General features: G+C 63.6%; 21 protein-coding genes. 6 read left to right on the top strand and 15 right to left on the bottom strand.

Going from position 1 to position 24,745, the window contains the following annotated elements; translation table 11 throughout:
• Window positions 1–37: 37 nt before the first annotated feature.
• The 12 genes from HWE17_RS10465 to HWE17_RS10410 all read right to left on the bottom strand — a co-directional run bounded on the left by HWE17_RS10465 (window position 38) and on the right by HWE17_RS10410 (window position 16,141).
• Window positions 38–3,073 (bottom strand): CHASE domain-containing protein, encoded by a 3,036-nt coding sequence (locus HWE17_RS10465; protein ID WP_176388733.1) that lies wholly within the window; start codon window positions 3,071–3,073, stop codon window positions 38–40.
• Window positions 3,074–3,216: 143 nt separating this feature from the next.
• The gene (cobA, locus tag HWE17_RS10460) at window positions 3,217–3,996 is read right to left on the bottom strand and encodes a uroporphyrinogen-III C-methyltransferase (protein WP_176388732.1); all 780 of its coding nucleotides are present in this window, start codon (window positions 3,994–3,996) and stop codon (window positions 3,217–3,219) included.
• 14 nt (window positions 3,997–4,010) lie between these two features.
• A complete protein-coding gene (locus tag HWE17_RS10455; RefSeq protein WP_176388731.1) occupies window positions 4,011–5,201 on the bottom strand; it encodes a CmpA/NrtA family ABC transporter substrate-binding protein in 1,191 nt (396 codons plus the stop codon).
• 100 nt (window positions 5,202–5,301) lie between these two features.
• On the bottom strand, window positions 5,302–5,940 hold the full coding sequence (locus HWE17_RS10450) for an ANTAR domain-containing response regulator (protein WP_035817917.1): 639 nt from the start codon (window positions 5,938–5,940) through the stop codon (window positions 5,302–5,304).
• Between the two features lie 74 nt (window positions 5,941–6,014).
• A complete protein-coding gene (locus HWE17_RS10445) occupies window positions 6,015–7,514 on the bottom strand; it encodes a CoA-acylating methylmalonate-semialdehyde dehydrogenase (protein WP_035817914.1) in 1,500 nt (499 codons plus the stop codon).
• Between the two features lie 10 nt (window positions 7,515–7,524).
• Window positions 7,525–8,325 (bottom strand): 5-deoxy-glucuronate isomerase, encoded by an 801-nt coding sequence (gene iolB, locus HWE17_RS10440; RefSeq protein ID WP_176388730.1) that lies wholly within the window; start codon window positions 8,323–8,325, stop codon window positions 7,525–7,527.
• Complete coding sequence (gene iolE, locus HWE17_RS10435) at window positions 8,322–9,242, bottom strand: myo-inosose-2 dehydratase (protein ID WP_176388729.1); 921 nt, start codon at window positions 9,240–9,242, stop codon at window positions 8,322–8,324. The genes iolB and iolE overlap by 4 nt, the downstream gene beginning before the upstream one ends.
• A complete protein-coding gene (gene iolD, locus HWE17_RS10430) occupies window positions 9,239–11,071 on the bottom strand; it encodes a 3D-(3,5/4)-trihydroxycyclohexane-1,2-dione acylhydrolase (decyclizing) (RefSeq protein ID WP_176388728.1) in 1,833 nt (610 codons plus the stop codon). The genes iolE and iolD overlap by 4 nt, the downstream gene beginning before the upstream one ends.
• Window positions 11,068–13,014 carry a 5-dehydro-2-deoxygluconokinase gene (gene iolC, locus HWE17_RS10425; protein ID WP_176388727.1) on the bottom strand — a complete coding sequence of 649 codons (1,947 nt, stop codon included), beginning with the start codon at window positions 13,012–13,014 and terminating at the stop codon, window positions 11,068–11,070. The genes iolD and iolC overlap by 4 nt, the downstream gene beginning before the upstream one ends.
• An 8-nt stretch (window positions 13,015–13,022) precedes the next feature.
• Window positions 13,023–13,808, bottom strand: coding sequence for an ATP-binding cassette domain-containing protein (locus HWE17_RS10420; RefSeq protein ID WP_035817902.1), 786 nt, complete (start codon window positions 13,806–13,808; stop codon window positions 13,023–13,025).
• Between the two features lie 3 nt (window positions 13,809–13,811).
• Window positions 13,812–14,945 (bottom strand): ABC transporter permease, encoded by a 1,134-nt coding sequence (locus HWE17_RS10415; protein ID WP_051959538.1) that lies wholly within the window; start codon window positions 14,943–14,945, stop codon window positions 13,812–13,814.
• Window positions 14,946–15,118: 173 nt separating this feature from the next.
• Window positions 15,119–16,141, bottom strand: coding sequence for a sugar ABC transporter substrate-binding protein (locus HWE17_RS10410; protein WP_235211826.1), 1,023 nt, complete (start codon window positions 16,139–16,141; stop codon window positions 15,119–15,121).
• 286 nt (window positions 16,142–16,427) lie between these two features.
• Between HWE17_RS10410 and HWE17_RS10405 the strand changes: the two genes are divergently transcribed.
• Genes HWE17_RS10405 through HWE17_RS10395 form a run of 3 tightly spaced genes read left to right on the top strand, consistent with a single transcriptional unit; the run spans window position 16,428 to window position 19,324 of the window.
• Entirely contained in the window at window positions 16,428–17,294 is an 867-nt protein-coding gene (locus HWE17_RS10405) for a MurR/RpiR family transcriptional regulator (RefSeq protein WP_034757651.1), read from the top strand.
• On the top strand, window positions 17,287–18,273 hold the full coding sequence (gene iolG, locus HWE17_RS10400) for an inositol 2-dehydrogenase (protein WP_176388787.1): 987 nt from the start codon (window positions 17,287–17,289) through the stop codon (window positions 18,271–18,273). The genes HWE17_RS10405 and iolG overlap by 8 nt, the downstream gene beginning before the upstream one ends.
• Before the next feature lie 28 nt (window positions 18,274–18,301).
• Window positions 18,302–19,324 (top strand): Gfo/Idh/MocA family oxidoreductase, encoded by a 1,023-nt coding sequence (locus HWE17_RS10395; RefSeq protein ID WP_176388726.1) that lies wholly within the window; start codon window positions 18,302–18,304, stop codon window positions 19,322–19,324.
• Between the two features lie 15 nt (window positions 19,325–19,339).
• Here the strand turns inward: HWE17_RS10395 and HWE17_RS10390 are convergent, their stop codons facing one another.
• Window positions 19,340–19,675 (bottom strand): DNA-binding protein, encoded by a 336-nt coding sequence (locus HWE17_RS10390; RefSeq protein ID WP_035826871.1) that lies wholly within the window; start codon window positions 19,673–19,675, stop codon window positions 19,340–19,342.
• Window positions 19,644–20,018 (bottom strand): type II toxin-antitoxin system RelE/ParE family toxin, encoded by a 375-nt coding sequence (locus HWE17_RS10385; protein ID WP_081922771.1) that lies wholly within the window; start codon window positions 20,016–20,018, stop codon window positions 19,644–19,646. The genes HWE17_RS10390 and HWE17_RS10385 overlap by 32 nt, the downstream gene beginning before the upstream one ends.
• 236 nt (window positions 20,019–20,254) lie before the next feature.
• On the opposite strand from HWE17_RS10385, the gene HWE17_RS10380 reads away from it, so the two are divergent.
• On the top strand, window positions 20,255–21,472 hold the full coding sequence (locus HWE17_RS10380) for a hypothetical protein (RefSeq protein ID WP_176388725.1): 1,218 nt from the start codon (window positions 20,255–20,257) through the stop codon (window positions 21,470–21,472).
• On the opposite strand, the gene HWE17_RS10375 is transcribed toward HWE17_RS10380, so the two are convergent.
• On the bottom strand, window positions 21,469–22,842 hold the full coding sequence (locus HWE17_RS10375) for an MFS transporter (RefSeq protein ID WP_176388724.1): 1,374 nt from the start codon (window positions 22,840–22,842) through the stop codon (window positions 21,469–21,471). The two genes, HWE17_RS10380 and HWE17_RS10375, sit on opposite strands and share 4 nt — an antisense overlap.
• A gap of 123 nt (window positions 22,843–22,965) precedes the next feature.
• On the opposite strand from HWE17_RS10375, the gene HWE17_RS10370 reads away from it, so the two are divergent.
• Both HWE17_RS10370 and HWE17_RS10365 read left to right on the top strand, forming a co-directional pair.
• Window positions 22,966–23,601 carry a TetR/AcrR family transcriptional regulator gene (locus HWE17_RS10370; RefSeq protein WP_255206189.1) on the top strand — a complete coding sequence of 212 codons (636 nt, stop codon included), beginning with the start codon at window positions 22,966–22,968 and terminating at the stop codon, window positions 23,599–23,601.
• A gap of 89 nt (window positions 23,602–23,690) precedes the next feature.
• Window positions 23,691–24,728, top strand: coding sequence for a ParB/Srx family N-terminal domain-containing protein (locus HWE17_RS10365; protein WP_176388723.1), 1,038 nt, complete (start codon window positions 23,691–23,693; stop codon window positions 24,726–24,728).
• Window positions 24,729–24,745 lie beyond the last annotated feature (17 nt).

Here is a 24,745-nt window from a genome sequence, read left to right as displayed (position 1 = left end):
CGCAGGCGTCAAACGCATATTATCGCCGCTGCCTGCGTCAGGGAGTGTCGCTGGCGGCAAATTCCATGGAAATTTGTTCCGCCACCTGCGCCAGCGCCGGCCTCAGGGCCGTCAGCAGGGTGCGCGCCTGCTGCAGGTCGCCGCCCACGCGCAAGCCTTCGATCGACGTGCACAGGCCGGCAAAGGCATGCGCGCCCACGGCCAGCGCCGACGATTTGCTGCGGTGGCCCAGGTCGGCCAGGCGTCCCAGGTCTTCCAGCGCCATGGCCTGCTCCATTTCGGCGATGCCGTCGCGCGCCGTGTCGAGAAACAGCTGGGTGTATTTGCGCATCTTCGCGGCGTCATTGCTGAACGTGAGCGCCAGGGTGCCCAGGTCGAGGATGGCCGTATCGCGCGATTCCGGCGCGGCGTCCGCTGGCGGCGCTGTCGGCGCCACCGCCAGCCTGTCGCTTGCGCGCATGCGGCCGATGTTACCGATGCCGCCGCGCAGCCGGAACCATTTCGCCAGCAGGCGAAACAGCAGATTCGGGGCGATCGGCTTGGTCAGGAATTCATCCATGCCCGCCGCCAGGCAGCGGGCGCGGTCTTCGCTGCCCGCATTGGCCGTCATGGCGATCACCAGCAGGCCGGCAAGCTGCGGGTCGGCGCGGATGCGGCGCGTCGCCTCGAAGCCGTCCATCTCCGGCATCTGCACGTCCATCAGCACGCAGTCGTAGCGCCGGTGCGCCAGCAATTCCAGCGCTTCGCGGCCATTGCAGGCGACGCAGACGGTGGCGCCGGCGTCTTCCAGCAATTCGCAGCCCACCTGCTGGCTGAAGACGTTGTCCTCCACCAGCAGAATGGACGCGCCGCGTATCACGTCCAGTACTTCCGGCTCGACTTCGGCGATACGCTCGTCAGCCGCCTGCGCGCTTTTCTCCAGGCGCGCCGTGAACCAGAAGGTGCTGCCCAGGCCCGGCTGGCTGTACACGCCCACCTTGCCGCCCATGAGCTCGACCAGTTGCTTGCTGATCACCAGTCCCAGGCCGCTGCCGCCATATTTGCGCGTGGTCGACGGGTCGGCCTGGTGGAAGGAGCGGAACAGCTGCGCCACCTCTTCCTGATTCATGCCGATGCCGCGGTCCTGCACCTCGAAGCGCAGCATGCTGTGGCTGCCCCGCTCCTCGGACTGGCGCACGCGCACGAAGATGCTGCCATTGTCGGAAAACTTGATGGCGTTGCTGGTCAGGTTCAGCAAGACCTGCTCCAGGCGCAGCGGGTCGCCACGCCAGCGCTGCGACAGCTCCGGCGCGATATCGAACTGCAGCGCCAGGCCCTTGACGGCGGCCGCGTCGCCCAGCTGGCTGGCGATGTTCGCCAGCAGGGTATCGAGACGGAAGTCCAGTACTTCCAGTTCCAGCTTGCCCGCCTCGATCTTGGAAAAGTCGAGGATGTCGTTGATCAGGCCCAGCAAATGCTGGCCCGAATGGAAGATTTTTTGCAGGTAGTCGCGCTGGCGCGCGTCGGCCACCGATTTCAGCGCCAGGTGCGCCATGCCGATGATGCTGTTCATCGGCGTGCGGATTTCATGGCTCATGTTCGACAGGAAGTCGCTCTTGGCCTGGCTGGCCGCGTCGGCCTGCTCCTTCAGGCGGTGCAGTTCCGTCACGTCGGTGGACAGGCCGATCAGGCCCGTGACGGGACCGGGCAAGCCGAGCGGCACCTTCACGCTCCACAGATGGTGCACCTGGCCCTGCGCATCGACGAAGCGCTCCTCGCCGACGAACTTGGCGCCGCTGTCGAACACCTGGCGCTCCGTGCGCCGCGCGGACGCCGCCGCATCGCCGAGCATCAATTCGCCATCCTGGCGGCCGATCAGCTGCTCCGCCGGACGGCCCAGTATCTTCGCCGTACGCGCGTTCACATAGCGGTAGCGCAGGTCGGCATCCTTCATGTAGACGTAGGCGTCGACGCTGTCGAGCACCGTATCGAGCAGGGTGCGCTGCGCCACCGCGTTGCGGCGCGAACGGTACAGGGTAAAGATATAGCCGTAAATGAGCAGGGTGCCGGCCACGCCGACGGCCAGCGCCAGCCAAGGGAAATAGCGGTCGAAGGGGCTGTACAGCTCCGCCTTGCGCACGCGGAAATGGGCTTTCCACAGGCCGCCCTGGTACGCCACGGGCAGCACCTGGTCGAAATAGCCGGCATCGCTGCCCGGTTGCGGCGGCGCCGCCAGGTCGCCGTCATCGTTGAACAGCAGGCGGTCCTGCGGCGTGATGCGCAGGACGCCTTGGGCCGGCAGAGGTTCGCCCGCGCTGTACAGGGTCAGGTGCAGCGGTTCCAGGGCGCTGCGTTCGAGCGCGCTGTGCACCAGCTGCGCCACGCCGAAACCGATGCCGACGGAGCCCTGGTAGGCGGCGCGGCGCTCGGCCACGCTGCCCTGCGGCATGCCGTTGCGGTACACGGGCAGGCGCATGCCCAGGCCCACGTGCGCGGGCGGCCCCTTGATCATGATCACCTGGCCCGACGCGCTGACCTCGCCGCTGTCGCGCGCCTGCGCCAGCGATTGCGCCACCAGCGGGTTGGCGCCGATGTCGACGCCCATGCGTTCGGCCAGCAGGGAATCGGGTTCCAGGTAAGTGAGCACCGTGTGTTCCGGCCGCTCGCCGGGTGGGCGGATGGTGAAGGCGGGATAGCCGCGCGGCGACAGGCTGGTGTCTTTGCGCACGGCCTCGATGAAGGCGGCGCGCTGCGCCGATGGCACGGCCGCCGCATAGTTAACCGATTCGATGGCGGGGAACTGGCGCGCGATATCGAGGCCGGCCACGTAATCGTGGAACTGGCGCCGCGTCAGGTGCTCGCTGGTGCGGAACAGGGCTTCGAGGCCGCGCAGCAGGTCGGAATAGCTTTTTACACGCGTGATCAGGCTATGCTGGGCGCTATGCGTGAGATTGTCGAAACGCTGTTCGGCGTCGTCATTGACCGTGCGCGCCGCGCCCGCGTACAGGGCGCCGCCCACCGCCAGGGCCAGCAACAGGCCACCCGCCCAGATCCTGATGCCTGATCCCGCCCCGCCCTTGCTCAAAGTGTGCATTGTCGATCGCTTATTCCGGTTTCCTCGAATGGGCTGCGCTCCGGCCGCCCAGCAAGTACGAGGATACTATCAAAGCTCCTGCCCGACGCGCTTGCGCAAGAAAAAAAGCGCGCACGATGGTTGCACTGGAAAACACCGGGTGCTTAAGCTTCCCGCAGCGCCCCGGCCAGCAGGGCGCCAGCGCCATGCTCATCCCAGGCATCGGCGCAGCGCACCACCTCGCCGACGACGATGATGCTGGGGCTGCCCAGGCCGCTGGTTTGCAAGTCATCTGGCAAGGCGTGCAAAGTGCTGAGCAACTGGCGCTGGGCCGGCAGGCTGGCCGATTGCACCACGGCCACGGGCGTGCCGGGCGCCATGCCGCCGGCCAGCAAGCCGACCTGGATGGCCGTCACCCGAGCCACGCCCATGTAGATGACCAGGGTCAGGCCGCTGTGCGCCAGGGCCGCCCAGTTCGGCTCGGACGCGGCATCCTTGCCGTGGCCCGTGACGAAGATGGCGCCCTGGCTCCAGCCGCGGTGCGTCAGCGGCACGCCGATGGCCGTTGGCGCGGCCAGGCCGCTGCTGATGCCGGGGATCACGTCGACGGCCACGCCGTGGCTGCGCAGGTAGGCGCGCTCTTCGCCGCCGCGCCCGAACAGATACGGGTCGCCCCCTTTCAGGCGCACCACGTGCAGGCCGGCGCGCGCTTCGGCCAGCATCAGGCGTTCGATGAACGCTTGCGGCGTGGACGCGCAGCCACCCCGCTTGCCCACCTCGACCACGCGCACGCCTGGTGCCGCATGCGCGAGGATGGCAGGGTTGACGAGGTCGTCGATCAGCACGACGTCGGCCCGCGCGATGGCCTTCACCGCCTTGATCGTCAGCAGGTCCGGGTCGCCGGGCCCGGCGCCGACCAGGGTCACGCTACCACATTGCGCCATGATGAAATCTCCCATTAAAAAAAGTGACCGATGGCAAACGATGCCGCGTAGGCTTCCGGCGCGCTGCCGTCCCACACGATGCCGTCGCACAGGGTCGAGCTGCGCATGGGCGCCTTGGGTAGGGGCGTGGCCGTCATTTCCGCCGCCTGGCGGTACAGGTCGATGCGGTTGACTTGCCTTGCCACCGCCAGATAATCGGGTTCGTCGCGCAGCAAGCCCCAGCGCCGGTGCTGGGTCATGAACCACATGCCGTCGGACAAATACGGGAAATTCACGGCGCCATCGCCATAAAACCGCAAACCGTGCGCCTCGTCCCAGGTCTTGCCCAGGCCATCCTGGTAATGGCCGAGGATGCGCGGCGCCAGGGTTTCCTGCGGCGTATGCAGATAAGCGGGCTCGGCCAGGGTGGCCGCCATGGCCAGGCGGTTGCTGTCGCTGGCGTCGATCCAGCGCCCCGCCTCGAGCACGGCGGCGATCAGGGCGCGGCAGCTGTTCGGATGCTGCTGCGCAAACGCGGCGCTGGTGCCCAGCACCTTGCCCGGATGGTCGGGCCAGATGGCGCCGCTGGTGGAGGCCGTCACGCCCACGCCATCGACGATGGCCTTGTAGCCCCACGGTTCGCCGGCGCAAAAGCCATCCATCTGGCCAGCGCGCAAGGCGGCCACCATCTGCGACGGCGGCACCGTCATCACGCGCGCGTCGCGCAGCGGATCGATGCCATGCGCGGCCAGCCAGTATTGCAGCAGCATCGCGTGGTTGCCGGTCGGGAAAGTATGCGCAAACGCAAATGGCCGCGCCGCGGCGCGCATGTGCTGCGCCAGCGAGGCGCCATCGTAGGCGCCCTCGCGCGCCAGCGCCGCCGACAGGGTGACGGCCTGGCCGCTGTGATTGAGGTTCATCAGCACGGCCATGTCGTGCTGTTGCCCGCCGATGCCCATCTGCACGCCATACACGAGACCGTACAACACGTGGGCAGCGTCGAGCTCGCCGCTGTTCAATTTGTCGCGCACGCCGGCCCACGACATCTCCCGGCTCAGTTCGATCTTGATGCCGTATTTTTCATCGAGGCCCAGCTTAGCCGCCATCACCAGCGAGGCGCAATCGGTCAGCGGCAGGTAGCCGATGCGTATCGTCTGTTTTTCCGGATGCAGCGATCGCATCACGTGGGCGCTGCTTGCCACCGGGCTACCCGCTTGCTCTGTCATACTGGATTCCTTTACCTGACCTTGCTGGCAGCATTGCACCAATACAGTGCACTGCACCACGATATGTCATAAAACCACGTCATAAAATTGGCATACCCGCTCATCCCAGCAAATCTTCCACGTCGAGGATGCGCTGGGCGATGTCCGCCAGCTTGAGTTTCTTGTTCATGGCCATGCTGCGCAAGCGCTGGTAAGCCTGCTCTTCCGTCAAGCCGTGATGCGTCATCAACAAGCCCTTGGCCCGTTCGATCACCTTGCGTTCCTGCAGCTTGTGCCGCGTGTCGAGCAATTCGGCGCGCAATTTTTCTTCCTGGCGAAAGCGCGCCAGGGCCACGTTCAGCACGGGCTGGATGCGCTCGGCCTGCAAGCCGGCCACGATATAGGCGGATACGCCGGCCGCCATGGCCGCGTCGATGCTGGCCGTGGCGCCGTCTTCGGTAAACAGGACGATGGGGCGGCGCTCGTCGCGCGTGGCGATGACGATGTGCTCGAGCACGTCGCGTGCGTCCGATTCGGCGTCGATGATGATGAGGTCAGGCTGCAGCTGCGCAATGCGCTCAGGGAGGTAGAGGTCGGCAGGCAGCGAGGCGACGATGTCGAAACCCGATTCCAGCAAGCCGATGCGCAAAGCATTGCCGCGCTGCACCTGGGCAGCCAGGGCCGCGTTCTCGTGCACGCCGTGCTCGACGATGGTGTTGACGACAACGATGCGCAAAGGCTGGGTACGGCTGGACGTCATGGGAGCGATCTGCAATGGCTAAACACAAGCATTGCAGTAAGCAAGAAGCGAACCAGCCGGATTTACATGGTGCTTTACTTCAGGGTCGGCATGGCAAACTCGGCACCAGCAGCCGTCGAGGCCGGCCAGCGCTGCGTGACGGCCTTTTGTTTCGTATAGAAACGCACCGATTCCGGGCCATGCGCATGGTGGTCGCCGAACAGGCTGCGCTTCCAGCCGCCGAAACTGTGGAAGGCCATCGGCACGGGGATCGGCACGTTAACGCCGACCATGCCGACCTGCACGCGATGCGTGTATTCGCGCGCCGTATTGCCGTCGCGCGTGTAAATGGCCGTGCCGTTGCCATATTCATGCGCATTGACCAGGTCCAGCGCCGTGGCGAAATCGGGCACGCGCACGATGCACAGCACGGGGCCGAAGATTTCCTCTTTATAAATCGTCATTTCCGGCGTCACATGGTCGAACAGGCTGCCGCCAAGGAAAAAGCCGTTTTCGTGGCCGGGCAGCACAAAACCGCGTCCGTCGGCCACCAGCTTGGCGCCCTCTTCCACACCCTTGGCGATATAGCCGGCGATCTTCTCCTTGTGCACTTGCGTGACGACAGGCCCCATCTCGGCCGACAGATCCATGCCTTGCGTGATTTTCAGGGCGGCGATGCGCGGCACCAAGGCTTCGACCAGTTGATCCGCCACATTGCCCACCGCCACGACGACGGATATGGCCATGCAGCGCTCGCCGGCCGAGCCAAACGCGGCGCCCATCAGGGCGTCGACCGTCTGGGGAATGTCCGCGTCCGGCATGACGACCATGTGATTTTTCGCGCCACCGAGCGCTTGCACGCGCTTGCCCTGCGCGCAGCCCGTCGCATAAATATACTCGGCGATCGGCGTGGAACCGACAAAGCTGACGGCGCGCACGTCCGGGTGGTGCAGCAAGCCGTCCACGGCCTCTTTATCGCCCTGCACCACGTTGAAGACGCCGTCCGGCAAGCCCGCGTCCGTCAGCAGTTGCGCCAGCAGCAAGCTGGCCGACGGATCGCGTTCCGACGGTTTGAGTACGAACGTATTGCCGCAGGCAATCGCCATCGGGAACATCCACATCGGCACCATCACGGGAAAGTTGAAGGGCGTGATGCCGACGCAGACGCCCAGCGCCTGACGGATGGACCAGGCATCGATGCCGCCGGCCACCTGTTCCGAATACTCCCCCTTCATCATTTGCGGGATGCCGCAGGCAAATTCCACTACTTCGATGCCGCGCGTGACTTCGCCTTTGGCATCCGTGAAGACTTTGCCGTGCTCCGCCGTGATCAGGGCGGCCAGCTGGTCGGCATGCTCTTCCAGCAATTCCTTGAATTTGAACATGACCCTGGCGCGGCGCAGCGGCGAGGTTTGCGACCAGGCGGGAAACGCCGCATGGGCGGCGGCCACGGCCGCGTTCAGTTCGGAAGGCGTGGCCAGCGCCACCTTGGCCGTCACGGCGCCCGTGGCGGGATTGAAGACGTCGCTCGTGCGCTCGGAGCGTGAAGCCATGGGGTTGCCACCAATAAAGTGGCCGATCTGTTGCGTTGTCATTGGGATTCCTTTATTTGGTATGCATCAGCCACTCATGGGCCGGGTCGTTCTTGAAATGCCACACCCGCTTGGGGCCGGCCATCACGTTCAGGTAATAGCCATCGTAGCCATACGGCACGGTCACGGGGTGGTAACCCCTGGGCACCATCACCACGTCGTGGTTTTCCACGGCCATGGCTTCATCGATGGAACGGTCATCCGTGTAGACTCTTTGGTAGGCAAAGCCCTGCTCGGGATTGAGGCGGTGGTAATACGTTTCTTCCAGCGAACTTTCCAGCGGCACATTGTCACTGTCGTGCTTGTGCGGTGGATAGCTCGACGAATGGCCGGACGGCGTGACCACCTCAACGACCAGCAAGCCGTCCGCTTCTTCCGTCTGCGGCAGGATGTCGCACACATAGCGGGTATTGGCGCCCTTGCCGCGCACGGAGCGCGTCATGCTGGCGGGTTCGATCAGGCGCGCCGGGCGGCTAGTGGTAGCCGGTGCGCTGCACAGCGCCACTTCCGCAGCGCTCACCGCCGTGATGCTGACCTTGGTTTCCAATGGGACATACACGGCGTAGGGTGAGATGTCTTCAAAAACGCTGGCGCGATTGCCGATGGCTTCCCAGCTCTGTTCGCCCGCCTGCACGGTGACCGTCCCCGTCAGCACGACGATGCACAGTTCGCGGCTACCCGTCTCCAGCTTCAGGGACTCGCCGGCGGCCAGCCGGTGCGCGGCGAAACCGACATGCGTCCAGCCGGCCGACTCGGGCGTCACCTCGACGATCTTGCCGCCGGCCTTGGCCGCTTTGACTAATAGCGGGCTCATGCCGCCTCCCGGCCCAGGCGCGGAATGGCCTCGACGAGCTTGGCCAGATAATCGTGGCCCATCTTCGCGTATTCGTAGCTGGGGGCCACGGCCGGATCCTGCTCCGCTTCCACCACGAGCCAGCCTTCGTAGCCGTCCAGATATAAACGCGTGAGGATGGCCGGAAAGTCGATGCTGCCGTCGCCCGGTACGCTAAAGGCGCCATTGATGACTGCCTGCAAGAAACTCCAGTGGCCATTGCGCGCCAGTTTCACCACGTTCGGGCGCACGTCCTTGCAATGCACATGGCAAATCCTGTCGATATGATTATTGAGCACCGTCAGCGCATCGCCGCCGGCAAACGTGATGTGGCCCGTGTCGAACAGCAAACCGACCTCGGACCCCGTCAAGGCCATCAATTGGTCCACGTCGGCCGGCGTTTCCACGTAGGCGCCCATGTGATGGTGATAGGCCAGGCGCACGCCGTGCGCCAGCAGGTGGGCGGCAAAGGCCGTCAATTTGTTGGCGTATTCCTGCCATTGCTGCTGCGACTGGAAACGGGGGCGCTTATACAAAGGGCGCGCTTCGCCCTGGATGGCGTCGGCCACTTCGCCGTAGACCATGACGGTGGCGCCGCTGTCGGCCAGCAAGCGCAAGTGCGATGCCACGGCGGCGATTTCCTCTTCCACCGAGCGATGGGCCAGGCGGCCCGAATACCAGCCGGAAACACAGGCAAGATTGTATTTGCCCAGCACGGCGTTCAGGGCCGGGGCATCTTTCGGAAACTTGTTGCCCAGTTCAAAGCCCACATAGCCGATCTCGGCGCCCTCTTTCAGCGCTGTCTCCAGCGGTGTTTCGCCGCCCAGGCTGGGCAAGTCATCGTTCATCCACGAGATCGGGTTGATGCCGATCTTCACATTCCATGTCGGTGCGTTCATTTTTGTTGTCCTTGACGGTCAAGTTCATAACGGGTGCGCGCGGCTTGCACGCCGGCTTGCGTGGAGACCTCGGGCACGGCCACTTCCCACCAGCAACCACCCTCTTCGGTCGTGCGCGTGTCGTCCGTATTGATGCAGATCAGATACGTGCGGCTGGCTGCCCGGGCGCGCAGCATCGCCTGTTCCAGCTCGACGATATTGGCCACGTGCTCGGACAGCGCCCCCAGCGATTGGGCATGCAGGGCGAAGTCAATACGAGGTGCGCTATCGGGCAACATATTGTTGAACGAAGGATTACCACACGCCTGCTGCAGGCGGTTGATGCAGCCATAGCCCCGATTGTCGAGCACGACGATGATGAGTTTTTTGTCCAGCATGACGGAGGTGGCGATTTCCGAATTCATCATCAGATAGCTGCCATCGCCGACCATGACGATGACCTCGGCATCGGGTTTCGCCATCTTGACGCCGAGGCCCCCGGCGATTTCATAACCCATGCACGAGTAGCCGTATTCCATGTGGTAGCCGCCCGGCGTACTGGTGCGCCAGAGTTTATGCAGTTCTGCCGGCAGGGTGCCAGCCGCGCAGACGACGATGTCGTTGCTGGTGGAATCTGGTGAAGACCGTTGCACGGCGCCGATGACTTCGCCGTCGTACGGCAAGCCAGCCACGTCACGCTTGCCGGTGATGCTTGCGACTGTCGCGCGCCACGCGTGGCCCGCCTGCTGTGCCCGGTTCATCCACTGGCCCGCGCTGTTCCAGCTGCCCAGCAGGCGCGACAGGCCTTGCAAGCCCAGCGTCGCGTCCGCCTGCACACCGAGGCCACGGCGTTTCAGGGCGTCAAAATGGTTGACGTTCAGGCTCACCAGTTGCGCCTGTGCAAACAGGGAGTTGGAACCCGTCGTGAAATCCTGCAAGCGCGTGCCGATGGCCAGCACCACGTCCGCCTCCGCCGCCAGCGCGTTCGCTGCAGGCGAGCCCGTCACGCCGATGGCGCCCAGCTGCAAAGGGTGGTCCCACGGCAAGGAGCTTTTGCCCGCCTGGGTTTCCGCCACGGGAATGCCATGGCGCTCGGCAAACGCCTGCAAGGCGGCGCTGGCCTGGCCGTACAGCACGCCGCCGCCGGCCACGATCAGCGGTTGTTTCGCGTTGTTCAACAACGCTGCCGCCTCTTCCAGTTCCTGCTCGACGGGCGGCACGGCGCGGAAACGCACGATGCGCGGCTCAAAAAAATCGGCTGGATAGTCATACGCCATCGTTTGCACGTCTTGCGGCAAGGATAAAGTCACGGGACCGCAGGCGGCCGGGTCCGTCAAGGCGGCAATGGCGCGCGGCAAGGCGGTCAGTAGCTGCTCCGGATACACGATGCGGTCGAAATAACGCGACAGCGGCTTGAACGCATCGTTGACGGACACGCTGCCATCCGTGCCATCTTCCAGCTGCTGCAGCACGGGATCGGGCGCGCGCGAGACGAACACGTCGCCCGGCAGCAGCAATACCGGCAGGCGGTTCACGTGGGCCAGCGCGGCCGCCGTCAACAAGTTGGTGGCGCCCGGGCCGATGGAACTGGTGACGGCCATCATGCGCCGGCGCATATGGGCTTTCGCATAGGCGATGGCCGAGTGCGCCATCGCCTGTTCGTTATGCGCCCGATACGTGGGAAAGCTGTCGCGGTATTGATACAGCGCCTCGCCCAGCCCCGCCACGTTGCCGTGGCCAAAGATGGCAAAAGCGCCGCCGAACAGCAGCTGTCCATCGTCCGTGCGCAAGGCGGCCAGATAGCGCACGAGAGCCTGCGCCATGGTCAATCTGATCGTGGTGGTCTTCATGCCGCACACTCCAGGTGCTTGCGCGTGCGTTGCCACAAGCTAATGAGCTGCTCGAAGTTGGCGCGCACTGCGGCGATCAAGCCCGCATCGTCGAGTTCGCCGGCCAGCCAGCGGCGGCTCGGTTCCTGGAAGATGGTGCGGCCGACCATGAAACCCTTGCAAGTACGGCTGGCACTGGCTTGCTCGAAACTGGCGGCCAGGGCGGCAATCGGCGCGTTCAAGCCCAGCAGGACGACGCCACGGCAATACGGATCGCGCTCATGCACCAGGGCATCGATGGCTTGCCATTGCTGGGCTGACATGCTTTCCAGCTTCCACCATTCCGGGTAAATACCGAGGTTGTACAGGCGCTTGACGGCGCGCAAGACGGTATCGTCGCCCTGCGGCAAGGCTTCCGACGGTATGACTTCCAGCAACAGTTCGTGACCGCTCACTTGCGCCGCGTCGTACAGGGCCTTGATCTGCGCTTCCTGTTCCAGCCGGTTTTCCACGGCGTCGTCCGGATGCAGTTGCACCAGGCACTTGATCACATGTTCCTTCGGCCAGCTGAGCAGGTGCGAACCGATGGAACGGCCCCAGTCGAATTGCAGCGGATTCGATCCCGGCAACTCAACGGGACGGCCGATCCACCAGCCCCGCCCCGTCGCATCGTTGAGCGCATCGACGCCATAGCGGCCATCGATCAGCACGCCCGTCTTGCCGGCCAGCTGCAAGGCCGTTTCCGTCTGCGCCACGGCTTGCCCCATCAATTGCTTCAGGGCCGAAATACGCGACTCGGGCGCGCCAGTCTGTTGCGCCAGCTCAAAGAATTGCGTGCGATGGTCAAAGGCAAACACGCACAACTCGTCCCACTGCTTGCGCGCCACCGTGGTGCGGTGCAAGCGCGACAAGGTCGCGTCCTGGTCCGGCTGCGTCAGTTTCGCCGCATTGGCGAGGAAATAGTCGAGCTCGACGGGCGACGGCATGGCCGGCGCGCAGCCATGCCGCGACACGACCAGGGCGCCGCAGCCGTTCGCATAGCGGCAGCACGCCTCGTAATCCTCGCCGCGCAGCCAGCCTTTCAGGAAGCCGGACAGAAAAGCGTCGCCCGCGCCCAGCACGTTCAGCACTTCCACGCGCACCCCGCGGTAATTATAGGCGTCGTCGAGACTGGCCGGCACCACATTGTCGATGACGGCGCTGCCCAGCGGCCCGCGCTTGACGACCAGGGTGGCCAGGGTGGCGGCCCGCACGGCGCGCAGGGAGGCCATGATGTCGGCGCCGCCGCCGGCGATCATGAATTCCTCTTCCGTGCCGACGATCAAATCAAAATGAGGCAGGATCGCCTGCAAGTGTTTGGTCACGCCTTCGTTCGAAACGAAGCGCGTTTCGCCATCGGCCTTGCCGGACAAGCCCCACAGCACGGGCCGGTAATCGATGTCGAGCACGGTGCGCACATTGTTCGCGCGGGCCAGTTGCAAGGCTTGCGTGCTGATGGCGTGCATGGCAGACGTGGAGAAATGCGTGCCGGTGATCAACAACGCCTTGCTGGATGCAATGAAGGCCGCATCCACCGAAGAAGCTTCGATGGCCATGTCGGCGCAATTTTCACGGTAGAAAATCAGGGGAAAGGTGTTTTTATCCTTAATACCCAGCATGACTAAAGCCGTCAGGCGGTCGCGGTCGATGCCCACGTGGCTGACGTCGCAACCCTCCTTCGACAAGGTGTCAGTGAGGAAACGGCCCATGTGGTCGTCGCCCACTTTCGACAGCATGGCGGACTTGAGGCCCAGGCGCGCCGTGCCGAAGGCGATGTTCGCCGACGAACCGCCCAGGTATTTGGCGAAACTGGTCGCGTCTTCCAAGGCGCTGCCGATCTGCTGCGCGTACAGGTCCACCGCCAGGCGACCCAGGCAGATGACGTCCAGCGCGCGGCCCTGGGCAAATTGTGTGGAATTATTCATGGCTATCCTTAAATCGTGACACCGTCGAGTTCACTCATCAGCGTTTGCATTTCCGCACCGCCCGCCATCATGTCCAGCAAGGCTTCCTTGGTCACCGTTTCCTTGGTGAAGGTGCCCAGCGACTTGCCCCGGTTCAGCAAGGTAAACGAGTCGCCGACCGGATACGCATGGTGCACATTGTGCGTGATAAAGATCACGGAAATGCCCCGTTCGCGCGCCTTGTAAATCAGTTTCAATACATTGAACGATTGCTTGACGCCCAGGGCCGCCGTCGGCTCGTCGAGGATCAGCACGCGGGCGCCGAAGTGGATGGCGCGGGCGATGGCCAGGCACTGCTTCTCTCCGCCCGACATGGTGCCGATGGCCTGGTGCGGGTCGCGCACCATGATGCCCATTTCTGCCAGCTTGGCGCGCGCCGTGTCAGCCGCATAATCGATATCCATCACGGGCACCAGGCCCAGCAGCTTTTTCATCGGCTCGCGGCCCATGAAGAAATTGCGCGCCACGGACAGCAATGGCACCAGCGCCAGGTCCTGGTAGACGGTGGCCACGCCCATGTCCAGCGCTTCGCTGGGCGAATTGAAGACGACTGGCTTGCCATCGACCAGGTATTGGCCATCGGTCGGCTTGTGCACGCCGGCCAGGGTCTTGATCAACGTCGACTTGCCGGCGCCGTTGTCGCCCAGCAAACAATGAACCTCCCCCTCGCGCAAGCGCATGGTGATGTTTTGCAGGGCCAGCACGGAGCCGAAACGCTTGCTGACATTTTCCAGGGCAAGAATATGCTCGCTCATGATTTATCTCGCTTCCGTGACGCGTGAGCGTACAAAGTTATTGAACAGCACCGCGATCAGCAGCATCACGCCGAGGAACACGCGGAACCAGTCCGAATTGATGTTGGTGTAGGTGATGCCGATCTGAACCACGCCGAAGATCAGCGCGCCGAAGCAGGCACCGACGACGGAACCGTAGCCGCCCGTCAACAAGGCGCCACCGATGACGGCCGCGATGATGGCTTCAAATTCCTTTTGCATGCCGCGGTCGGCGGCGGCCGAACCTACGTCGCATACTTGCAAGGTGGCAAACAGGCAGGCGCAGAAGGCCGTGAAGACGAACAGGGAAATTTTCACCTTGCGCACCGGCACGCCCACATTCTTGGCCGCGTTGGCGTCGCCGCCCACGGCGAACATCCAGTTGCCGAAGCGGGTACGCGACAGAACAAAAGCGGCACCGGCGGCCAGCACCAGCCACCAGGCGATGACTTTCGGAATGCCTTTCACCAGCGGCGAGCCGTCGTCGAGCACGGCAATCCAGCCATGCGCGCCCATCCACTGGAACAGGCCAGTGGCCACATTGCCGTGGAACAGCAGGCTGGCCAGCCAGTCCTGCGCCGCCAGGTCGCCCACGCCGCTGACGATGGTGCGGTTGGCGAACATGATCGACAGGGCCAATGTCAGGCCGCGCAGGATGAACAGGAATGCCAGGGTAACGATGAACGATGGCAAGCGCGTCTTGATGACGATGTAGCCGTTGAGCCAACCGAGCGCCATGGAACCGGCGAAGGCGAACAGGATGGCGGCCCACAATGGCCATTGGAAATAGATCGTCGGAATGGCGATCATCATGCCGGCAAAGCCGATCATGGAACCGATCGACAGGTCGAATTCACCGGCGATCATCAACAGGCAGGCGCCGATGGCGATGATGCCCAGGTAGGACGCCACTTGCATCCAGTTGACGACGCCATCGAGGTTGAACATGCCGGAATCGCCGGCCGTGATGACGAAGAAGGCAAATACGAGCACCGCGCCGGAAATCGAGGCGAACTCGGGGCGGCCAAAAACCCGTTTGACCCAGCTGGTCGTGCCCACGCGCTCGTCGGCAGCGGCAACTGGCTTGCTGGCGGCGCCGGGAGGCGGAGGAGGATTCATGCCGGGGCTAGCCAGGCTGGATTTGAGCGCAGTCATACAAAGTCCTTTCAGTGATACTTGTACCAATTTCAATTACTTTCCTGCCAGCATCGCTGGCGCCAGGCGTGTTCCTCCCATGCGCCGCCCGCGGGAGGCGGTGCGGCGCTGGGCAAACCCGGTGGCGACTGTGTGGATTAGCGGTATTGGCCGGCGTATTTTTCGACCTTGGCGATGTTGTCCTTGGTCACGAAACCGGGGCCGGAGCTGATGTGGCGCGGGCCATAGATGGGCGTCAGGCCGTATTCCGCCAGGCGCGCCTGGTATTTCGGATTGGCGATCAGGATTTCCTTGACCTTGGCCAGGTCAGTGATCTTTTGCTGTTTCATGATGGCCATCACAGCGACAGGAATGTAGCCTTGCAGGTAGGGCTGCTGGTCGATGGCGAACTGGATGCTGCCATCCTTGATGCCCTTGGCGATTTCTTCCGACAAGTCGAAGCTGGCGAAGTACATCTTGCCTTTCAGCCCCAGCTTCTCGACGGCGCGCATGGCGGCTGGCGCCGAATCCGGTCCCAGCGCCAGCACGGCCTGGGTCTTCGGATTGCTGCGCAGATAAGCGCTGACCTTGCTTTCGATCACGCCAGGGTCGACGCCATTGGTATCGAGCGTGGACGATTTGAAGTCAACGCCGAGCGCATCGGCAAAACCGCGGCAGCGTTCGAACGACGAGGCATTCATCGCATAGTGATTCACGCACACGAAGGACTTGATGCCCGCTTCCTTGGCGCGCTTGCCGGCGCCCAGGCCCGCGTCATACTCGGGCTGGCCCACGTGCATGATGGCTTTCAACTGTTCGCTTTGTGCGATGGTGCCCGAATTGATGGTCACGAGCATGATTTTCTTGGCCACTACCGTGCCCAGCGGTTTTTGCAGCACGCTGAAGTCGGCGATATCGGCGATCAAGCCATCGTAATTGCGCGCGGCCGACTGCTCTATCAGGCGCGCCATGTCGGCCAGGTCGCCATTCGGCGGATTGCGGTAGTCGACGGACACGTTGAAGTCTTCACCGGCTTGCTTGATGGCGTTCTTGATGGTGTTCCACCAGGAATCGGAGTCCGGCGCGTGGCTGACCATGACGAATTTCTCGCCGGCAGCATGGCTGGCGCCCGTGCTCAAACCCAGGCTCAGGCCCAGGCTGGCGATGGCCAGGCACTTCATCAAACCCTTGCTTTTATTGCTATGCATGAATGTCTCCTAGACGGATTAATTTTTATAGTTGCGAGCTTTTATGAAGGGTGTCACCGGCCTGGCCTTGCGGCACACGAACCGATGCACTGCGCACAGCTTAGGCCACAAAAAAGACAAATGCAATAAAATTTTCAAAATAAATTTAAATAGAAAATCATTTCTATTTTCTGAATTCACTCCTATAATTCTCGCCAGAACCAGCCGCACGGAATTGATACACCATCGCGGCCCAGCAAGTACACAGAGGAAAAAAACCATGGCAGCCACCGCCCCCATCGAACAGCTGATGCAGCACATTGCCGCCGAGTACGACAACCTGTCGCGCCAGCTGAAAGTCATCGCCCAATACATTGAAAAGCACCGGGCCAGCCTGATGCTCGAGCGCATCAGCGACATCGCTGCCGCCTGCGACGTGCAGCCGTCGGCCATCGTGCGTTTCGCGCAGCGCTTCGGCTACACGGGTTTCAGTGAAATGCAGGATGTCTTCCGCCAGGCTTATACTGACCAGGCCGGCGCCACACCTGACTATCAGCAGCGCATCCGCAAGCTCATTTCCACGCGCGACGCGGCGCTGAGCGCGGGCGACCTGACGCGCGAATTCGTCGGCGCCAGCCGCGCCGGCCTCGACGACCTGGCCGCAGGCCTCGACGACGCCCAGCTGGAAGCGGCCGTCAATCTGCTGCTGAAAGCGGAAAACATCTATGTGATCGGCGTGCGCCGGTCCTTCCCGATCGCCTCTTACATCGCCTACGCGCTGGAACACACGGACAAGCGCGTGCACCTGATCAGCGGACTGGGCGGCATGCACCGCGAACAGATGCGCAGTGTGCGCGAACGCGATGTGGCGATCGCCATCAGTTTCTCGCCTTACGGCAAGGAAACCCAGCAGTGCATCAAGGCGGCGCAAGACAAGGGCGCCAAGGTCCTGGTGATTACCGACAGCAAGCTGGCCCCGCTCGCGCGGGCCGCCGACGCGCTGCTCACCGTCACCGAGGGCAGCGCCTTCGCCTTCCGCTCGCTGACCAGCACCATCTGCCTGTGCCAGGCGCTATTCATCGCGCTGGCATACAAATTAGAGCTCGACATCGAAGAAATCCACACCCCAGGAGAACATGATGATTGAAGTAGCGTTGTTCGGCGCCGGACGCATCGGCAAAATCCACGCGGCCAACCTGGCTGCCCAACCCGGCGTGCAGTTCAAGTACGTGGTCGACGTCAACCAGGAAGCGGCCGCGGCGCTGGCTGGCCTGCATGGCGGCAGCAGCGCCACTGTCGAGGCGGCGCTGGCCGACCCGGCCATCAAGGCCGTCGTCATCGCCTCCAGCACGGACACGCACGCGGACCTGATCCTGCGCTCGGCCGCCGCCGGCAAGGCCATCTTTTGCGAAAAGCCCGTCGATCTGACCCTCGACCGGGCACGCGCCTGCGCCGCCGCCGTCAAGGAAGCCAAGGTGCTGTGCATGCTGGGCTTCCAGCGCCGCTACGACCCGACATTCAATGCCGTCAAGACACGCATCGCAGCGGGCGAAATCGGCACGCCGGAGTTGCTCATTGTGACCAGCCGCGATCCGGGTCCGCCACCGGTCAGCTACATCAAGGTCTCGGGCGGCATCTTCAAGGATATGCTGATCCACGATTTCGACATCTTCCGCTGGATACTCGACGATGAAGCCGTCAGCGTGCACGCCACGGGCAGCTGCCTGGTCGATCCAGCCATCGGCGAAGCGGGCGACCTCGATACGGCCGTCGTCACCATCCGCACGGCAAAAGGACGTTTGTGCCAGATCAATGCCTCGCGCCGCGCCGCCTACGGCTACGACCAGCGCTTCGAAGTGCTGGGTAGTGCCGGCATGCTACAAGCGGGCAACCACAAGCCGACGGAAGTGACGGCCTATGGCTCAGTGAACGTCAGCGTGGACAAGCCGGAAGATTTTTTCCTGGAACGTTATCGCGTGGCGTATGCGCAGGAAATGGCGCACTTCTTTGACGCCCTCAGCCACGGCACGCCGCTGCGCACCACCGTGCACGATGGCTTGAAGGCACTGGAACTGGCCGAAGCGGCCACCTTGTCGTGGCGCGAACAGCGCGTGGTCACTTTATAAACCAATAATAAAAATATCTGGAGACACCATGTCATCCCCAACATTAAAAGTCGGCATCGTCGGCCTGGGCCGGCTGGGCCAGCGCCACGCCATCAACCTGGCGCAGCGCGTGCCCAACGCCGAAGTAGTCGCCGCCTGCAGCCCCGTACCGGCCGAACTGGACTGGGCCGCCAGCACGCTCGGCATCACCACCGGCTATGCGGACTACGACACCCTGCTGGCCCATCCTGGCCTGGACGCCGTCTTCCTCGTCACGCCCACCTCGCTGCATGCGGACCAGATCATCGCCGCCCTGCGCGCCGGCAAGCACGTGTTTTGCGAAAAACCGCTGTCGCTGGACCTGGCCGATTGCCTGAAGGTGGAAGCGGAAGCGGCGCGCCACCCGCAGCTGACCATCATGATCGGCTTCGTGCGGCGTTTCGACGCCAGCTACCATGACGCGCAACAAAAGATCGCCCAAGGCCTGATCGGCAAGCCTTACCTTGTCCGTTCGCAAACCTGCGACCAGAACGACCCCAGCGGCGCCTTCATGCGTTTCGCCCCCACCAGCGGCGGCATCTTCCTCGATTGCAGCGTGCACGATATCGACCTGGCGCGCTGGCTGCTGGGCAATCCCGTGCCCAAACGCGTGTATGCGAGCGGCACCAACGCCATCCACACGGGATTGCAGGCGTTCGGCGATGTCGACAACGGCCTGGCGACGGTCGAATTTTCCGATGGCAGCATGGCCAGCTTCATGGCCTCGCGCACCATGGCGCACGGCCACGAAACCCTGACGGAAGTGTTCGGCACGGGCGGCCGTCTGGCCGTGGGCAGCAACCCGCGTCTGAACCGGGTGGAAATCTCGGATGCGCATGGCGTGCGCAATGAGTGCACGCCGGACTTCTATGCCCGCTTCGCCGACGCCTTCTTGATCGAGGCGCAGGAGTTTACGGATGCGGCACTGGGCCGGCGCACCTTGTCGCTGACCTTGCACGATGCAACGGAAGCGACGCGCATCGGCCTGGCCATGACGCAAGCGATGCGCGAAGCGCGCCCGGTGGAATTCTAGCCGCGTGCCAAGAACTCAGGCAGCCGGTGCGGGAAATGAACGTTCGGGCTGCCTGGGTTCGACGGCCAGCCGCAAGCCCATGGCATCGAGGATGGCCGTCAAGGTGCTCAGGGACGGATTGCCATCGGGCGACAGGGTGCGGTACAGCTGGGTAGGGTTGAGCTTGGCCGCCTGCGCCACGGCAGGCACGCCGCCAAAGGCGCGCGTCAGCTGGCGCAGCACGGCCAGCAGTTCGCCGTGGTCGCCATCGACGAGGATATTGTTGATCAGTTCAAGGGCGAGATCGGGATCATCGCGGTACAGTTCGGCCATCGCTTCGTCATGCGAGCGGTCTCTTGGTGGTTTGCTCATGACCTGTTTCACGTCCTCTTTCATGTCCTCTCTCCTTCCAGTCGTGCCAGCAGGCACAGGCGTATTCGATATCTTTCGGCTGCGTGCGCTTGTCTCCACCGCACAATAATAAAATGATCTGCCCGTCAGCGATGGCGTAATACACGCGGTAGCCGGGCCCCACATCGATGCGCAATTCCCACACGCCGTCGTGGCAAAATTTATGGTCGCCAAAATTGCCTGGCATCATGCGCAGCACGCGTCGCACGATGGCCACCCTGGCCGTATTGTCGCGCTGGCGTTTCAGCCATTCCGTATATAAATCCCTGCCCGATGATGTCAGGTAGTGCCGGATCTCATACATCATATTCGTCCATAAACGAAGAAAGATCAAGGAGAAAATCACGTAACCACAAAAAAGACGACCACGCCATCTTGCTACCAAATCCGCGCACGCAGTCCGTGAATGCCGGGTTCACTGAGCTACATCAAGATGCGTTTTCCTAATTGTTATAGAGAAATGATGCCTCACGTCCGTGCTTCACTCCAGCCTGTTGCGCTATACAATAAGCGCCTGCCCAACCGCACAATCAGGCCGCCATGACGAACAACGACAGCAACTCCCCCCTTCACGCCGACGTGGCCGAACGCTACGTCAAGCTGGTCCTGGCCATGGGTCAGCACGATGCCTCGTATGTGGACGCGTATTACGGCCCGCCCGCATGGCAACAGGAAGCGGTAGAACAGCAACTGAGTTTGAGCGATATCCAGGCCGCGACAGACAAGACGCTGGCCCTGCTGGCCGGTGAAACTTGCCTGCGCGCCGTCAACCTGCGCAAGCAGTTGCAAGCCGTGCTGGCCAAGGCGGACATGCTGCAAGGCACACGCCTCGATTTCGATACGGAAAGCGCGCGCCTGTACGACGCCGTCTCGCCCCATCACAGCCGCGCATACTATGAAGCACTGGTGGCGCAGATCGACGCGCTGCTGCCCGGCGAAGGCACGGTGAGCGACAGGGTCAACGCCTTGCGCGCGCAACTCGTCATTCCCGCCGACAAGCTGCGCGCCGTCATAGATGCGGCCATCCGCGCGGGCCGCGAGCGTACCTTGCAGTACATCGCCCTGCCCGAAGGCGAAGATTTTATATTGGAATTTGTCAGCGACAAGCCATGGAGCGGCTACAACTGGTATAAGGGCAACTACCAGAGCGTGATCCAGATCAATACCGACTTGCCCGTGTACATCGATCGCGCCGTCGACCTCGGTTGCCACGAAGCGTATCCGGGCCACCACGTCTACAACGTGCTGCTGGAACGCGACCTGGTGCGCGGCAAGGGCTGGATGGAATACTGCATCTATCCGCTGTACTCGCCGCAATCGCTGATCGCCGAAGGCACGGCCAATTACGGCATCGAACTGAGCTTTACAGATGAAGAACGGCTCGCTTTCGAACAGCAGGTGCTGTACCCGCTGGCCGGCCTCGAGCCAAAGCTGGCGCCCCGCTATGCACAACTCAATGCGCTGTTGGCCAAGCTCGGCTATGCTGACAACGACATCGCGCGCCAGTATCTCGAAGGCAGCCTGAGCCGCGAGGAGGCGCTGGAATGGCTGGTCAACGTGCGTTTGTACCCGGCTGAGAAATCGGCGCAGCGCCTGCAGTTCTACGACGCCATGGGCGCCTATGTCATCAACTACAACCTGGGCCAGGATATGGCGAAAGCCTATGTCGAGCGCCAGGGCGCGACGCGCGCGGAACACTGGGCCGCGTTCCGCGATTTGATGTCTTCGCCGCGCGTGCCCAGCGGCTTGCTCGCCTAGGGCTGCCTGGCTGGCAGCCAGTACAGCGGCAAGGCCACCGCCAGGCATGCCAGCCCCGCCAGCAGCATGGCCAGCTGGAAGCCGGCGGCGAGTGCGGCAACCTGTCCCGACCGCTCCAGCATGGCGGCGGCACGCAAGCTCATCACGCTGCCCAGCACCGCCACGCCCAGGGTCATGCCTGCCTGGCGCAAGGCATTCATGATGGCCGACGCCATGGCCCCACGCTCGCTGCCCACGCTGGCCATGGCCAGCAAGCCGGTGGCCGGCACGGCCAGTCCCATGGCCACGCCCAGCAAGCCGAACAGGGTACCGACGATGGCATACGGCGTCTGTGGCGCCAAGGTCGCAGTCGCCAGCAGCACCAGACCCGCCAGCAGATAGCCACCCAACATCAGGCGGCGCAAAGGCACGTGGCGGCTGAGACGGCCAAAGCCCAGGGAAACGATGCCCATGGCGGCAAACTGCGGCAACATGCGCCAGCCGCTGGCTCCCGCCGCCCAGCCCTGGATTTGCTGCAAGTACAGCGAGAAAAAGAACAGGCTGCTGTAGCAGGCAAAGCCCAGCACCAGCGAGGCCAGGTTGACCAGCGCGAAGCTTCGCTCGCGAAACATTCGTAGCGGCAACAAAGGGCGCGGCGCGCGCGCCTCGACGGCAAGGAAGGCGATAAAGGCCAGCAGCGCGAACACCAGTGGCGGCCAGGCCGGCGTACTACCTGAACCCAGCGCGATCAAGCCATACGTGAGTGCGCCCAGCCAGGCGATGCTCAACACCTGCCCGGTCCGGTCCAGCGCCGCCTGCTCGCGGTAATGGCGCTCCGTGATGCCCCAGGCGCCCAGCAGCATGGCCAGCAAACCCAGCGGCAGATTGATCAGGAAGATGCTTTGCCATCCCGTGGCCTCCAGCAGCATGCCGCCCAACAACGGCCCCAGAATCAGCGCCAGCGCACTGAAGGCCGACCAGCCGCCGATCACATGCGCCCGTTCGCGCGGATCCGGAAAAGCATGGCTGAGTATCGGCATCGCGCCTGGAATCAACAAGGCCCCCGCCACGCCCTGCACGGCGCGCCCGGCCAGCAGCAGCGGCAGGCTGGCCGCCAGCGCGCACAGCAGCGAACCGGCGGTAAACAATGCCACGCCCAGCAGCCAGATGCGCTTGTGGCCATGCCGGTCGCCCAGCGGACCGGCCGACAGCATGCAGGCCGACAGGCAGAGCGCGTACGCATTGACCACCCACTGCAAGCCCGCCATGTCCGTCGCCAGCGCCGTCTGCAAGGTCGGCAGGGCCACGTTGACGATGCTGATGTCGAGCGACGCAAGAAAAGTGCCCAGGTAAGCGGCGGCCACCAGGGCCGCGCGGCGATAACGTTGCATGGAGATGCTCCAATTCATGAGTTCCCCTTCATCATACATATCGACTGACCGTCAGTCAATTGAATGAAAGCAGCGTGCGCCGGTGTGCTTGGGCTGCGCCGGCGCTTCATTTATACTGGGCGCATGACTACTCTTCGCCCCGCCATGCCCGATGCCGCCCCAGCGTCCGCCCGCCCGCGCACCAAACCGGCCGAGATTCGCCTTGATGAATTGATGGCCGCCGCCGAGCAGCTGTTCCTGGACAAGGGCGTGGAAGCGACCACGGTCAGCGATATCACCACTCTGGCGGGCGTGGCGAAAGGCACGTTCTATCATTACTTTCCGTCCAAGCAGGAAATGCTGGCGGCGCTGGCCGCGCGCTACACCAGCCGCTTCCTGGCCAGCCTGGAAGCGGCCGTTGACCTGTGCATGCCGCACGACTGGGAGGGCCGGCTGCGCGCATGGGTACAGGCCAATGTCGCTACCTATCTGCGTACCTGGCGGCTGCACGACATCGTCTACACGAGCCACCGGCGCAGCCTCGGCATCGAGCCGGCGGACAACCCCGACAAGAACGCCATCCTGGCCCAGCTGGACGCCATCCTCGCTGGCGGCGCGGCAGCGGGCGCATGGCCGTTGCCGCAGCCGCGCCTGGCGGCCCTGATGATTTACTCGGCCGTGCATGGCGTGACGGACGACGCCATCGCCGCGCAACTGCAGGACAGCAGCGCCTTTGCCGCCGATGTCGCGGACGCCTGCCTGCGCATGCTGGGCCGCTGACGGCGGGCCGCATGAATTGACGCCAGCCTGCGCGGCATCAAGCTGCGGTGCATGGCATCAGCGATACTGTGTCTTTTAGCGAGGATGCAATGCTCCGGATTTTCCACCGCTCCCCTGCCCTGCTGCTGGCGTTGGGCTGCCAGTCGGCATTCCTGCTGCCGGCACTGCCGCGCGATGCCGCCACGCTGCCCGCCTTGAGCGCGCGCCAGCAGGCGCTGATGGCCACCGTCGTGGGCAACGCCGCCCATCCGCGCATTCTGCAGGTGCGCCTCGATGAACTGCATCCGACCCAGCCGGCCATCGGCTACGACCAGGTCTATTACAAGCTGGGACGCTATGCGGCCGAAGAAAAACACCTCGCCGACATCACCAAACCCAAGAAATTCGCTGACCTGTGCGAAGCCAATGGCCAGCACGACGTCCTGCCCGGAACGGCCAATGTGCCAGGTGCCACCCTGGCCGCGCCACCGGCCGGCTACCGCTGCAAGGCGGCCGTGGGCAGCCGTCCGGATGACATGAAGACCGTCGTCATCGGCCCGCGCGGCATCGTCTACCTGACCGATGGCCACCACACGTTTTCCACCTTCTGGGATGCCGATGGCGGGCGCAATCATCAATTGAAGGTGTGGGTCAAGGTCAGCGACAATTTCAGCGCGCTGGGCGAAGCGGCCTTCTGGACCCGCATGCGCGCGGAAAACAAGGTGTGGCTGAAAGATGGGCGCAACCAGGCCATCACGCCGCAGCAACTACCATCGGCCATCGGCCTCGCAGCGCTGGGCGACGACCCGTACCGCTCGCTCGTCTACTTCACGCGCGGGATCGGCTACAAGCCGCCCGGCCAGGCCACGGAATTTCTCGAATTTTACTGGGCCGACTGGCTGCGCCGCAAACCGGCGCCGGACCTTGCGCGGGTCGACCTGCGCGACCCCGCCGCGTATGCCAGCGCCATCCTGCTGGCGGCGCAGGCGATGGTGGCGCTGCAAGCGGACGATATCGTCAGCGACGGCAAGCGCGCGGCGGACCTGGGCGCGCTGCGGGAAGTCAACCGGGAAGAATTCGATGAACTGATCGACGACAAGGGCAAGCTGCGCCAGTCCATCATGTACAAGAAATCGCTGGCACGATAAGCGCCTGCGCAAACAAC

This window comes from Janthinobacterium sp. BJB401, assembly GCF_013372745.1.
Taxonomy (GTDB): Bacteria; Pseudomonadota; Gammaproteobacteria; order Burkholderiales; family Burkholderiaceae_D; genus Janthinobacterium; species Janthinobacterium rivuli.
Note: the sequence above shows the minus strand (reverse complement) of the source record. Positions and strands in the feature narration are given on the sequence as shown.